We start from the raw sequence: 13,444 nt of genomic DNA, 5'->3' as shown, positions 1-13,444 counted from the left end.
TTTATTTTGCTGAAAGTTCGTCTGTGACTGCATAATTTCCCTGTTTTATTAAATCACTGTTTTTATTGGCTGCGTATTTCTTGTATCTTCTGTATGTGAAGTAGAATGTTAAGCCGGCCAGTAACCATATTCCAAATACTTCTATTGTAAGAAGTTTTAACTGTGTAATTAGACCTAAGCAGGCTATTATGGAAATAATTGGTATTACAGGGACTAATGGGCATTTGAATTTTCTCTCGATGTCTGGCCTCTGCTTTCGAAGTATTATAACAGACAATGCAAGAAATATAAACGCAGTAAGTGCTGAAATATTAACTAGTTCAAAAATCCCTTCCAGTGGTAAAAAAGCAGATATTAATGCAGATATAGTGCCTACAAGTATGATGCTTGTTATCGGAGATTTAAATTTTGGGTGAACTTTTGTAAGTCTTTTAGGGAGTAATTCATCCCTTGACATTGCAAAAAGAAGTCTAGGTACAACAAACATGCTTACTAAAATAACTGTTGTAAGCCCTGCAATTGCTCCAACTGTAACTATTGCTGTTGCCCAGTTTATCCCAACACTTTGAAGTGCAATCTGAACTGGTGCTGCGCTTCCTTCAAACATGGTGTAAGGAACCATTCCAGTCATTATGGCTGTTACAGTAATGTATAATATTGAGCAAACTGCAAGTGACCCTATAATTCCTATTGGGAGTGCTTTCTGTGGATTTTTTGTTTCTTCTGCTGCAGAAGCTACTGTATCAAAGCCAACATATGCAAAAAAGACCATTGCCGCTCCTTGTAGTACTCCTGTGAGTCCATTAGGGGCAAATGGATGATAATTTACAGGGTTTATAAATTGGGCCCCTACTATTATAAATAATGCGATCACGGCGAGTTTTACTACAACAATTGCTGCATTAACCTTAGCACTTTCCTTTGCGCCAAGAACAAGTACTCCTGTTAAAAGTGCTACAATTAATAATGCAGGCAAATTAATTGATCCAGGACCGGTAAGTGGAGAACTTGTTATTATATCTGGTAAAGCGAATCCTATTGAACTAAAGAATCCTGAAGTGTAGGAAGACCAGCCTATTGCCACTGCAGATGCTGCAATAATATACTGGAGTATTCCGGTCCAGCCTATCATCCATGCCCATATTTCGCCCATTGTTACATGGGCGTATGTATATATCCCACCTGTTACCGTAATCATGGATGCCATTTCAGCATAACATAATGCTGTAAGTCCGCAGGCCATACCTGCAATTATAAATGATAAGATCAACGCAGGACCTGAAGTTACAGAGGCCACTCCGGTTACTATGAAAATCCCTGCACCAACAATTGCACCAATACCCATTATAATAAGCCCTATTGAACCTAAAGAACGTTTTAATTTTTGATTACATGTATCCAGGTGCAAACATTCTTCTATATCTTTTTTATGGAACAAATTGCACATTATTACCACTATCCTCTATTACTGGAATAGGGGGCCTTAACCTGTAAACCAGTGAATCCGTATTTTTTAATTTTATTTAGGTATTCTTTTTCGTCTATTCCATAAACTGGAGGTGTTATTGTAGTATCATATACTCTACCTTCCCATGATACTACCATATGTGAATATTCTCTGGGTCCATGCTCTATTGTTATTAAATAGACATTTTTTGCTCCTTTTTTAGTAAGTACATCTGCAAATGCATTGGATTTGTGTTTGCAGTTGCATTTTTTAACGTCATATTTAAGAGACGCAATTTTGTGAAAGGATTTGTTTATTTCTTGATCTTTGGAGGTCACTTGTGCATTTACTTTTACTTCTTTAGATGTGTTAAAGGAATTATTAGAGCTAAAATCCATTGATAACAGTGTATTTGTTGTAAAACTAATTGTTATTATTAATATAAAAACGGCTTTTTTCATGACTACAACTCCACAACTCTCCTCAAGTTAATACACTTTTAATTTTTAAAGTAAAATTTTACATTTTACATATATAATCTTTTCGGTTTTGTAGATATTTATTTTTAATAGCTAAAATGTCTTTAAAAAAGATAAATATCAATTATATACGAAATAAATCACAAAAAGCAAAAATTTAATGTATTAAAAACTAATCATATCTAATTTATGTAAATAACAGCTATTTTGGTGCTTTGTTTTAATAATTTTCAATGAGTTATGTGAATGGCAGTTAGAGATCCATTTATAACCAATAAATAGTATTAATAAGACTTTAAAACTGTAAAATTCTTTTTATTTCTATTTTAAGAATTATTATGTTTAATTTATAAAATGAGGAGAGGGAATAGGAGTTAAAAATATATGGAGGCGCTCCTATCCCTACGGGCGTGATTAACAAACATGAAAGTACCCAACTTTACATGTCAATGTATAATGTAAAACTTTAAATATATAAACATTTCTATATGAGTAGCGTTGTATTAATTAAACAAAATAAGAGGTGGTGTAAACAGACTTTATGAAAAACTGAAAAATGGAATTGGGCTGTTAAATGCATCTTGTATTTTAAAGAAGATGGGATAAAACTAAAATTCCATCTTTAACTACTTTTAAAGTTAGGTTCTGAAATAATCATATATTTATGAAATTATTCTAAATTTAGTGTAGTTACCTTAATCCTAATTGAACCATACAATTATTAACCTAATTTTTTTTCAGGCTTTTTTCAAGGTTAAAGTAATTAATTCATCGCGATTTAAATCATTTTAAAGTCTTTATTTCAATCATATGGGTTTGAATTCTAAAAAACGTAATTAAATATCTTAGGCTGTAAATGTCATTTTAAGATAATAGAAGGGGATTAGAATAGGAGTTAAGTATGGAGGTACTCCTATTCATGATCTACAAAACAAACAACCTACTTCATGTATAATGTAACATTTTAGGTATATAAAGTTTTCTATTTCAGCATTTAGGTAGGACTGAATGAAATGTTTTACTATTTTGATAAATAATAGATTTAATAGATAAAAAAGGATTATTAGTCCTTATTTAAAATTAAAAAAAGAGATTTTTTTATTTAAGGATTTCTACAATCTTATTATTTGCTTAGCTGTATTTCAATGGCTGAAACGTTACTGTTTGATCCTTCTCTGTTTGACACTTCTTCTGTACTGATATCTATAGCTCCTACTTCTGCCTCGGTTATAAATCTATTTCTTACAATCTCTGCAACATCAACAGCCCTACTTATGGCTTTCCCTCGGGCTTTTAACATTACTTCAGATGTTCCCCCGTTCATTTGGGTCACGACAGCTAACACATAATTCATTACTGGTTTAGTTCCAATGTATACGACATTTTCTTCTGACATCTTTTAACCTCCGTAGAAATGATGAGTACTATAATATTTGAATGTAATATTATATACAACTATGCATTTTAATAGATAAAGATTTAAAAGATTCTAAATTCAAAAATGTGTAATTTTAATCTCAATTTTTAAGTTTAAGTTCATTTAAGATCATTTTATAAATCTATCCTTATAATGACTATAAACATCAATTAAGTGTTTAAATTTATATTTTAAACATATTACTCATTGTAACTGTCTATGATAGAAATAAAAGACAGTATACTGATTTATTTTATTTATATTTCCCTTTTACCTGGTATTCTTTGGGGTTTAGAAGCTCCTTTTCCAGATAGTTTACCTTTAGTATAAGTTTCATCAGATTTTGTAGCTTTTTTATCTGTCATTGGTCTTATAAGGCCGTGTTCCAGCACATAATCTCCGTATAATAATTTATTTACAACCTCTCTAAAATCTGCACGGGATAAGTTTGAAAATTCTTTTTTTAAGGTAGTATATAATCGTTTTTCAAGGTAAACTCCATTATGATTTTTTAAAATGTCATTAGCTCTTGCTTCTATTGGAGCCAGCTTATCATTGTCGGTCATTTTTTATCTCCTGAAAATTTAAAATTAATCTCGTTTAACTATATGTTTTTTCTAAATAATTTAATTTATTAAATATTTAAAGGTTGATTTATAGGATAAAAAAATTTAAAAAGCATAAAAGTTAGAATGGTTTATTTTTTAAACTTTTAATATATATTTAAACTATTTTTTTTTATTGTTTATTATTTTTTGCACTGCTTGAATTGACATTTAATGTTTTATAAAGATTTTTTATCATATGTGTTTCTTTTAAATATAAAATCCCACATTTATTATTAAATAAAATTAATATAATAATACAAAATTAATCTGGTTAACTAACAATAATTAAAAGGTGAGAGTATGTCAAGATTTGAAGAACTCTGTGAAAGTTATACCGGTGCAAGGAAACGGTATTTCAATTACGAAAATGAATGCATGGAATTTGGGGTTAAAATGGTGAATGGACTAAAAGAATATTTAGAATGCCCTCCAGAACAGGTGAATTACTACCCTCCTGATAAAGAAAGTGATCCCAATGTTAGCTATAACATACATGGAGCTACAAAACTTGGAGAAGATGGTTTCTGGCATGTTGGTATTGGAATTGGGTTATATGAAGTTCCACATGGCCGTCCACAGGAAAATGTAAGAAGTACACTTTTAATTAAAAAGGAAGATGGCCGCTTTGTAGTAAAATACGGTAAGGAATCTAAAGATGAATTCAGGATATGTGAAGACAGCGAAGATGACCTAAAAAAGTTATATGACTACATTTTTGATGAAATTAAAGAGCTATATGATAAACAGCTGGAACATATTACTGGCGGGGCTGAATTTGCCCATGATCACGATGATTTAAGGTATATTCAATAAATATTCAATGCACTTTCAGGTTTAACTTATTAAAATATTTATTAGTCTTAACTTTTCTTTAAATTTTTATGTGATTTCTATCGGGATTGGCACTATAAAGTCAGTTATGGCGCAATATTCTGAATTAATTATAATTTAGTATGTTTTAAAGAATATTGGATTTTAAGACTTATTAGATGATTAATTTCATTTAAAAATAGTTATTTTTTAAGTAGTTGGATATAAATCTAAATATTTCAAACAAAATATTTAGATTTAAAATTTAAAAAAGAAGTTATTTTATTATTTATTAAGATGTATTTCAATGGCTGAAACGTTACTGTTTGATCCTTCTCTGTTAGATACTTCTTCTGTACTGATATCTATAGTTCCAAGCTTTATATCTGTTATAAATCTGTTTCTTACAATCTCTGCAACGTCAACGGCTTTGCTTATAGCCCTTCCACGCGCTTTTAGAATAACTTCTGAAGTTCCGCTGTTCATTTGAGTTACTACAGCTAGTACATAATTCATCACTGGTTTATTTCCGATATATACGATGTTTTCCTCTGCCATTTTATACCTCCATATTCTAATATAATATTTTGACTTGGTATTAATACAGTTATGTATTTCTGTTTTAAATTCCTTTTTGAGTATTCAAAACCTATAAAAAATTCTTTACTTTAAAAAAGTAGTTTGACTTAACCTGTATTAATATGTCGTGAATTAATTTTTTGTATATTCAAATCGTGAATGTGTATTATATGGAAATGGCTTCGCATACGATTTAATTTAGGTAATGCAGGCCTTAATTCTAATTGAACGAATTTATCCAGCCCCCATATCTTTTCTTTTCCTTCTTTTATCCTTTGCACGATTTCTGTTACCTCTGCAGGTTCTAGATGATGCCAGTAGGATTTGTCGTATCTAAGTTTAGCTATAATGTCCCACCAGTTTACTACGTTTGTCAAAGTTTCTCCTCCGAATCTGATAAAAATAGTTGAAATCAATTCAGGCAAAAGTATAAAAATATTGGTATAATCAGAATTATAATAGTTAATATGGTCTAAAATTCCTAATAAACTTTTCTATATCCTTATAAATTTATGTTACTTATTCATTATTAGTATTATACTTTAAAAAATTTAATTAAATAAATTGCCATTGAAATATATAAGTTCAATGTCTTTTTTTTAAATAGAAGGCAAATATCTTAACATATTTTCTATATTTATATTCCCATGCATATCTCAAATTAATTAAATTAGTTCATATTTTGAAATGTATTATATTTTATCTTTTTAACCTCTGATTTTATGAATTCTACAATATCACTACACTATCCTCAATCAGTAATCTTTAATTACATTAAAAAAGAAAATCTTTTAATTCACATCTAATTGATCTAAATTAGAGATTTTATTCTAAATTTAATTATATCTAAATCAAGTTACAAGGAGAAATAAATTGACCAGTAATCAAGCTAAAAAACTTTATCAAAAAGGAATAGAATTATTAAGCTATGGAAAGTCTAATGAGGCTGTTAACTACTTTCGTGAAGCAATAGAAGCAGATCCGTTCTGTATGGAAGCTCAGCTAGAACTTGGATATCTTCTGGGGTCCATGGACAATTATGAAAAATCGCTGCAGTGTTTTAATAAGGCAGTGAGAATAGAAAAAAATTTTCCAGGACTTTTCGGCAGGGGAATGTGTCTTTTCTTCATGGAAGACTATGATAAATCATTAGAAGCGTTTTTAGAAGCCCAGGAATATGGGGAAAATGAAGATTTATGGTACTATATTGGAAACCTTAATTTAATTCATTTAGGCAACTATGAAGGTGCTGTAAACTGCTTTGATATAGCACTTTCCATAGATGAAAATTTTATTGAAGCATGGAATGATTGTGGTATGGCTTACAGCATTTTGGAAGATGATGAAAACGCGCGGGTGTGTTTTGAAGAGGCTTTAAATATTGATCCTGATTACAAGCAGGCTATTTACAATATGGGGGCTACTTTAGCGGATATGGGCTGCTACAGCGAGTCACTGGTGTATCTGGATAGAATCCTGGAAAAAGAGCCGGATAATTTCAAAGCGATGTTTTATAAAGGAAATGTTCTGTATTTTATGGAAAAAGAAGAAGAATCAATTGAATACTTTATAAAAGCTCTTAAAATAGATAAAAATCAGCCAGAACTCTGGAATTACTTAGGCTATGTTCAGTTTAGCATTGGACAGAATCATGAAGCGGTGGAATCTTTTAAGGAAGCTATTAACTTCGATGATGAGTATGATACAGCTTATATTAATCTGGGAAATGTTTATATAGATTTAGGCAAGAATAATCTTGCTTTTGATTGTTTTAAACGGGTACTAGAAATTTCTTCAGATAATGAAGAGGCATTAATGAAAATTGAAGAATTAAAAACAGAAAAAGAAATATTGAACTGAAAAATTAAATATTTTTTTTATAACCAATCACTTTTTAATGATTATCATGTAGGTATCTGTGATAGTCCTGTCGTCAACAGGGGGATATATCAGAATATGGTACCATGGAGTGCAGATTATATTTACAAATATGATCCCCTGTTTAGTAGCTTTGAATGTAAATATGTTCCCTTCAGTAGATAAAAGGTCTAGATAGTTCTTGTTGTACTGTGCATTGAAGGATACTTCGGGAATATGAATTCCTGAAGGTGCAGCTGTAAATGTATCGTTTAGCTCTACTGTCTTTACATGAAACTGCCAGTTTGAATCCATTTTAGCTGCGGACACTCCTGAAACCATATAGCTCATTGAAAACACTGTTACAATGAAAATTGATGCTATTTTTAGATTGTTCATCTTTTATGAACCCTCCTTTTCAATTTAATGAATTAATACTGGTGATTGTTAGTAACTACAAACATATAATATTATTTAAATTCAAAAATTAGGATATTTATTAAAGGGAAAATAAATATTTAATATCTATAGCCTGCGTATTGATTATTTTAATTAACCCCCGTGAAGTTAGAGAATATTTCATCTAAAAAAAAGCAAGGTTTTTTAAATAAACTTCCAAGCTGGAGGCGAAATATGTATTTTTTTTATAAGTGTCTAAAACTAAAATGGAAAAATGGATAAATAAAAAAAAGTAGATGATTTTTTTAAGAAGGTGTTAACTGCGAACTTTATATGTGCAGGTTAAAGTTGATATAATGATTAAATAAATGGTGAATAAATGAAATTAGAGTTTCATGGAGATTTTGTAACAATTTACATGCCTGCAGTTGAAAGAGAAAAAGCAGTAACATTTTTAAATAAGTACGATATAAACTATAAAGAAGATGAGATAACCAGAATTGATGGAACATATATTCAATTTGGGTTTTATGCATCAGAAACAATAAAAAGATTATTTGATCAATTTTTAAGAGACAGAATTAAATAAATTACAAAATTGGTAATTGCTTTTAAAAACTCATTTTAATTACTGATTTTACATTCTATGATTTTTAAATAATAAAATTTAAGTAAATGGTAAAACATAGGATAAAAAGAATGTTCTTTTTATTTTAGACGAAGTTTACGATATAAAATTAATTTGGATATATATTGTATCTAAAGCTTTTATAGATAAATAAGGAGATGATTTAATGCATTTATTTTGTGTTGAATGCGGTGGAGAACTTAAACATTTTCATGAGGGTTACAAATGTATAAAATGTGGTAAAGAGTATCCTCCAGTAAAATGTAATAATAAAGAAAATAAATGATAAGGTTTTATTTTATTTACGGCTTAAAAACTCAATATTCGAGTATTTGTCTTAAAATTCACAGTCTTATCCTGTTAAAGAAAATTAATATTTTATAATGAAATTTAATTTAATATTTAATTGTTAAATTTTGATTAGTTGAATATTGGTTAAAAATAGAGAATAATGTCAAATGACGATAACCGTTTAAATACGTTTATCTGTAAATATCCCACATATAAGCTGCATTGCCTTTTGCTTATTTGAGTTAATATTTCATGCAATAACTTAACAAGCAGATAAAAGTTTAAAACGTTAATGCAGGTGCTTCAGGCACATAATTCGTGTCAAAATATAGAACACTTGAGAAAGGGATTACTCTCCTGTATTTATGGTTGTTGTCATTAAAATGTATAATAATTTCATTAGTCTGCACTGCCAGCTTTTCTACATTGTTTTCGCCTATTTTAAATAACTCTTTATCTTTTGAGTTGAGATAGGTTATTTCAATAAATTGAGATTTTTCCATAATAGATCACCACAATTGATTTTTAATTATTTAAATTATTGTTTTTAATATTTTTAATTTTTATAGGGAGTCATGTTTCAGATTTAATAAATGCGAAATGGAATTTCATCTACTTTTTTAGCTATACAATATTTAATAATATTTAATAGCAATAACTATTAAAATTAAATTTAGCTTCTAAGTTATATATTGGCCTTATTTTTTTATTTTATATGGAAATAAGTGTATAAATTGGTTTTAAATGAATGGTAATTTTATAATTTTTAAAATAATCCCAAAATAAACGATAATTTTATATGATATGGTTTACAAAAGATATAATAATAAAAATGAGGTGATATGTATGAGTGAATTACCATTGGCTCCAGTTGGAAGAATCATAAAAAATGAAGGTCGTCTAAGAGTAAGTGAAGATGCGACTGAAACTTTAGCAAAGGCTTTAGAAACTAAAGGTGAAAAAATTGCTGTAGAAGCTGTTAAACTTGCAAAACACGCTGGAAGAAAAACAGTTAAAGCATCAGATATTGAATTAGCTGCTAAAATTTTGTAAAATTTTTTATTGAAGAATATTATTTATTTTTTTTGTTATCTTTTAAATTAATTCATTAAATAATTTGTAAAAATGCTCATGTTTGGAGTACTGTGCAGATATTAATATTTAAATTATTGTGTAACTTTTGATTAAATAAATGGAATTTTTTAAACAAGTTTAACTTAGATTAACCATTATGACAGTGAAGTATGAACCATGCACTGGATAATGGACATGTAAAAAATTTCCAATTTTTTGCGTGCTTGCATTTCCTAAAATTCGAAGAATTTTGGGGCATGCAAAACTTCGTTTTGCGGTTGCGAAGCGAAGCTTCGCAAACATCAAAAACAGTAGGTTTTTGAAAGCTTCGATTTTGTGAACATGAGCGTATAAAAATTAAATAACTAGTTGATTCAATTATTTAACATGGTTAAAAAAAGTGAATCAGAAATGTTTTTAAAAATAGCAAGTAACTGTAAGCCCGAAGAATTGAAAGATGTATTAAAAAAAGTTGAAAGTGCAATTGAAAAGTCTGTAGATAAAGATAAGGATCTTCTAATGGCAAAGACTATAATCACAGCTAGACTAACTTCAATGAGAAATTAAATAAAGAATCACCTCTATCGTGTTAGCTATGAAATTTATAAAAAACTGTTGGAAGTGGTATGAATGAAGACCATCCAATGACATGTATAACTGAGTATAAATTTTTGTCAGCAGATATTTTCTTACCACTACAAATAGATTATATTTTATTTAAATTAGCAGTTTAAGTTAAATTTCTGGAGATATTTAATAGTTTTCTTGGCAAGTATACTATATACAAGTATTTTTTATGAGTTTGATATTAAATAGCTCTTTTATCAAGTACAATTTAAGTAGATATAATATACGTTTAAGAACCATTGATTGTGTATTATGTTCTTAATATGAAAAAAAGTTAAAATTAGACTTTTTAACTATAACATATTCTTTTTTCTTTTAAAATACATTACTTTATATAGTATCAAAAATATAACGATTGTTGAAGCCTATTTTTTAGGCTATAATAAGGACGTGAAAAATTGTTTGGAAATAATTACGGAAGAGATAATAGAGGAAATTCTTCTCCTGTTAACGAAGGCGAAGAATACGATGTTAAAATAGAAGATATGGGAAGAGATGGAGACGGAATCGCTAAAGTAGAAGGTTTCATAGTTTTTGTAAGTGGAGCTAAAAAAGGCGATGAAGTTAAAATCAAAATCAATTCTGTAAGAAGAAACTTTGCTTTTGCAGAAGTAGTAGAATAGCTTAATTTAGGTTTTAAGTTAATTTTTAATGCTCTTAATCTATATTAATGCTTCAAATTGTACTACAATTATAGTGAACGTTTTTTTATTAAGATGTCACGTCTTATCATTAAAACTACGGATCATGAGCTTTTAAAATTTAATTTTCATTTAAATTTATCTATTTTTTAATTTTTTTTTTACGCATATCAAAATTACTTTTCGAATGATCTAACTCAAGAAGAGTATAAACTAGTTTTAATAATTTGAGTAATGATTGATAAGAGTGGTTTTAGACTTAATAGAGTAATCTCACCTGAAACCAGATATAGTTTCTATGGCAAAATATTTTAAAACATTCTAAAAATAAGGAAAATGTCTAAATAATCCTGAGCACCGAAGGAGGCACCAAATGATGCCCAAGATTATTCAGCAGTCCACTTAATAATAAGTTCGTACTAATTTATATGTTTTTTGTACTTTTATGTTTTTGAACAGATGTATTTTTGTACATGTGCACGTTTTTTACTAATATTTTCCAATATTTTTGCTGCGCCACTTTTGTCAGATATTTGTTAAATGATTAAAAAGATACATTTTAATTTATTTTATTTGAAATTCAAAATTCTGAATATTCCTAAAATTTCATCAGGACTTTTAACTAATGAAAAGCAACAGTGTACATGTCAAATACATAGAAAATACAACAATTGGGTTGTAACTACAAAAATTCCTTAATTTCCTATGATTTGTATATAATGGCATTTTAAGAGTGATCCCGGCTATGAAATAATATTCCATATTAAATTGGAATTGGAATTTATCTTTTAAACGACTACTATGGTAAAGCAGTTCGATTTATATATGATGTGGTTCAAATATCAACTAAAAATATTAGACTCCAAAATCTGTTAAAAATTTATATTTTTGATAGATTGGAAAATAATTTGGCTCAAAAACGTTTTGTTTGGGGGCATTTCTTTAAAAAAGAATAGGTGATTTGATGGATTCCAACTATGAGAACGCAATGATAATATTAAAAGCGATGGTGGAAAGAAGCAGAGTAAATGCCAGCAGTGGCGATGTCATAAAGAGAATTACCAACCTGGAATGTGAGGAAATTAACAGTGCAATACCATGCCTGGAAGAAATGAACTTAGTAAAGACACTAGGCGACATAAGTAAGGTCAATTTTGACTTTTTTAACGTTAGACTCTTACCTGAAGGTTACAAATATTATGATGAGAATTTCGGGAAAATAAAGAGCATAGATTAGAAGCTCAAAATTTTCGCTGTTTTTTAACTAATTTTTATTTTTTATGTGATTATTCTTCTTTTTTTGTAGTAGAAAGGCCTAAACGTTCTGCGATTACATGGATAGTTGACCCCTGTACCAGTGCTGAGGTTAAAGTTATAAAGAAAACTATGTTAAAGATCATGTTCGCGCCGCTAATTCCAGCTACTATGGGGTAAGTTGCAAAGATAATAGGCACGGCTCCTTTAATACCCACCCACGAAATGAAAACTTTGTCTTTGAGCCCTACTTTGAATGGTGAAAGACATAAGAATACTGCAAGGGGCCGGGCAACCAGAATCAGGAAAAAAGAAATTAAAATTCCTACTCCAATTACTGGAACGATTTGGGAAGGGAATACAAGAAGTCCTAAGGTTAAAAACATTATAATTTGCATTAACCATGCCATTCCATCAAAAAACTGCATCTGGATCTTTTTATTTATGAAGTGGCTGTTTCCAAGTATCAATGCTGCGATGTAAACACTTAAAAAACCATTTCCACCTACAAAATAGGTCACAGAAAATGTTAAAAATGCTAGAGCTATGGTAAGGACTGGATAAAGCCCTTGAATGTGGAGTTTAATGCTGTTAATTAGTTTAACTGATCCTTTCCCGAAAATAACTCCTAGAATGACACCGAGTCCTATTGACTGTACCAGTAACATTATAGTAGACCAGACCGATGTTGTGGGGTTCAATATCAAAAATATTAACGTGGTGGTCAGAAAATAGGCCATAGGATCGTTTGTCCCACTCTCAAGCTCAAGGGTAGGTATAATATTATTTTTTAAATCCTGATTTTTTGACCCGAAGATAGAAAATATTGCTGCTGCATCTGTGGATGAAATAATAGCTCCAATTAAAATGGACTGGATAATGGAAAACCCTGTAATCCAGTTAATAAAAAGGCCTACTGCAATGGTGGTTATTAAAACACCTGCAGTTGAAAGAACAACTCCTCTACCAAGGACTGGTTTAACATCTTTCCATTTAGTGTCTAAACCTCCTGAATAAAGGATTATGACAAGGGCAATAATCCCTATGAACTGTGTAATATTTGGATTATCAAAATAAATTCCACCTATGCCTTCAGAACCTGCCAGCATTCCTATTAAAAGGAAAAAAACGAGTGATGGGATTCCTAGCCTGTTTGAAGTTTTGCTTATTATTATGCTGATAAAAAGCAAAAGGGAACCAATTAAAATGAATTGTTCTGAAAGCATTACGTAATTATATTTATTTATTTTGGTATATAATCTTTGATTATTAAAACGTTTACCTCATTATAATACTTCATGAGGTTTAAATGTTTAAAATATGTCCATTTAGA

At 29.4% G+C, this 13,444-nt stretch carries 16 protein-coding genes; 7 read left to right on the top strand and 9 right to left on the bottom strand.

The annotated features are described in order from the left end of the window. Window position 1: 1 nt before the first annotated feature. The 4 genes from AAGU07_RS03240 to AAGU07_RS03225 form a co-directional block, all read right to left on the bottom strand. Window positions 2–1,447 (bottom strand): amino acid permease, encoded by a 1,446-nt coding sequence (locus tag AAGU07_RS03240; protein WP_342457778.1) that lies wholly within the window; start codon window positions 1,445–1,447, stop codon window positions 2–4. Between the two features lie 8 nt (window positions 1,448–1,455). Next, entirely contained in the window at window positions 1,456–1,908 is a 453-nt protein-coding gene (locus AAGU07_RS03235) for a hypothetical protein (RefSeq protein WP_342457777.1), read from the bottom strand. Window positions 1,909–3,049: 1,141 nt separating this feature from the next. Beyond that, window positions 3,050–3,322, bottom strand: coding sequence for a DNA-binding protein Alba (gene albA, locus AAGU07_RS03230; RefSeq protein ID WP_048081226.1), 273 nt, complete (start codon window positions 3,320–3,322; stop codon window positions 3,050–3,052). Window positions 3,323–3,600: 278 nt separating this feature from the next. After that, complete coding sequence (locus tag AAGU07_RS03225; RefSeq protein WP_342457776.1) at window positions 3,601–3,909, bottom strand: hypothetical protein; 309 nt, start codon at window positions 3,907–3,909, stop codon at window positions 3,601–3,603. A 342-nt stretch (window positions 3,910–4,251) separates the two neighbouring features. On the opposite strand from AAGU07_RS03225, the gene AAGU07_RS03220 reads away from it, so the two are divergent. Continuing rightward, the gene (locus tag AAGU07_RS03220) at window positions 4,252–4,764 is read left to right on the top strand and encodes a hypothetical protein (protein ID WP_342457775.1); all 513 of its coding nucleotides are present in this window, start codon (window positions 4,252–4,254) and stop codon (window positions 4,762–4,764) included. A 282-nt stretch (window positions 4,765–5,046) separates the two neighbouring features. On the opposite strand, the gene albA (AAGU07_RS03215) is transcribed toward AAGU07_RS03220, so the two are convergent. Beyond that, window positions 5,047–5,319, bottom strand: coding sequence for a DNA-binding protein Alba (gene albA, locus AAGU07_RS03215; RefSeq protein ID WP_048081223.1), 273 nt, complete (start codon window positions 5,317–5,319; stop codon window positions 5,047–5,049). A gap of 128 nt (window positions 5,320–5,447) precedes the next feature. Next, window positions 5,448–5,717 carry a hypothetical protein gene (locus AAGU07_RS03210; protein ID WP_342457774.1) on the bottom strand — a complete coding sequence of 90 codons (270 nt, stop codon included), beginning with the start codon at window positions 5,715–5,717 and terminating at the stop codon, window positions 5,448–5,450. 496 nt (window positions 5,718–6,213) lie between these two features. On the opposite strand from AAGU07_RS03210, the gene AAGU07_RS03205 reads away from it, so the two are divergent. Beyond that, on the top strand, window positions 6,214–7,200 hold the full coding sequence (locus tag AAGU07_RS03205; RefSeq protein WP_342457773.1) for a tetratricopeptide repeat protein: 987 nt from the start codon (window positions 6,214–6,216) through the stop codon (window positions 7,198–7,200). Between the two features lie 27 nt (window positions 7,201–7,227). On the opposite strand, the gene AAGU07_RS03200 is transcribed toward AAGU07_RS03205, so the two are convergent. Beyond that, on the bottom strand, window positions 7,228–7,596 hold the full coding sequence (locus AAGU07_RS03200; RefSeq protein ID WP_342457772.1) for a hypothetical protein: 369 nt from the start codon (window positions 7,594–7,596) through the stop codon (window positions 7,228–7,230). A gap of 379 nt (window positions 7,597–7,975) precedes the next feature. Between AAGU07_RS03200 and AAGU07_RS03195 the strand changes: the two genes are divergently transcribed. Next, on the top strand, window positions 7,976–8,185 hold the full coding sequence (locus tag AAGU07_RS03195; protein ID WP_069585769.1) for a hypothetical protein: 210 nt from the start codon (window positions 7,976–7,978) through the stop codon (window positions 8,183–8,185). Window positions 8,186–8,796: 611 nt separating this feature from the next. Here AAGU07_RS03195 and AAGU07_RS03190 read toward each other — a convergent pair. Next, a complete protein-coding gene (locus AAGU07_RS03190; protein ID WP_342457771.1) occupies window positions 8,797–9,018 on the bottom strand; it encodes a hypothetical protein in 222 nt (73 codons plus the stop codon). Window positions 9,019–9,361: 343 nt separating this feature from the next. On the opposite strand from AAGU07_RS03190, the gene AAGU07_RS03185 reads away from it, so the two are divergent. From AAGU07_RS03185 to AAGU07_RS03170, 4 genes are all read left to right on the top strand, one after another. Beyond that, entirely contained in the window at window positions 9,362–9,568 is a 207-nt protein-coding gene (locus tag AAGU07_RS03185; protein ID WP_342457770.1) for a histone family protein, read from the top strand. A gap of 390 nt (window positions 9,569–9,958) precedes the next feature. Then, complete coding sequence (locus AAGU07_RS03180; RefSeq protein WP_342457769.1) at window positions 9,959–10,156, top strand: hypothetical protein; 198 nt, start codon at window positions 9,959–9,961, stop codon at window positions 10,154–10,156. Window positions 10,157–10,614: 458 nt separating this feature from the next. Beyond that, window positions 10,615–10,839 (top strand): TRAM domain-containing protein, encoded by a 225-nt coding sequence (locus AAGU07_RS03175; RefSeq protein WP_069585773.1) that lies wholly within the window; start codon window positions 10,615–10,617, stop codon window positions 10,837–10,839. Between the two features lie 982 nt (window positions 10,840–11,821). Further along, a complete protein-coding gene (locus AAGU07_RS03170) occupies window positions 11,822–12,094 on the top strand; it encodes a hypothetical protein (RefSeq protein WP_069585774.1) in 273 nt (90 codons plus the stop codon). A gap of 49 nt (window positions 12,095–12,143) precedes the next feature. Here AAGU07_RS03170 and AAGU07_RS03165 read toward each other — a convergent pair whose 3' ends face one another. Further along, window positions 12,144–13,337, bottom strand: a complete 1,194-nt coding sequence (locus tag AAGU07_RS03165) for a potassium/proton antiporter (protein ID WP_342457768.1) — start codon at window positions 13,335–13,337, stop codon at window positions 12,144–12,146. Window positions 13,338–13,444: the final 107 nt, after the last annotated feature.

This window comes from Methanobacterium sp. (assembly GCF_038562635.1).
GTDB lineage: Archaea > Methanobacteriota > Methanobacteria > Methanobacteriales > Methanobacteriaceae > Methanobacterium_D.
The sequence above is the reverse complement of the archived record's forward strand: the minus strand, read 5'-3'. Positions and strand labels throughout refer to the sequence as shown.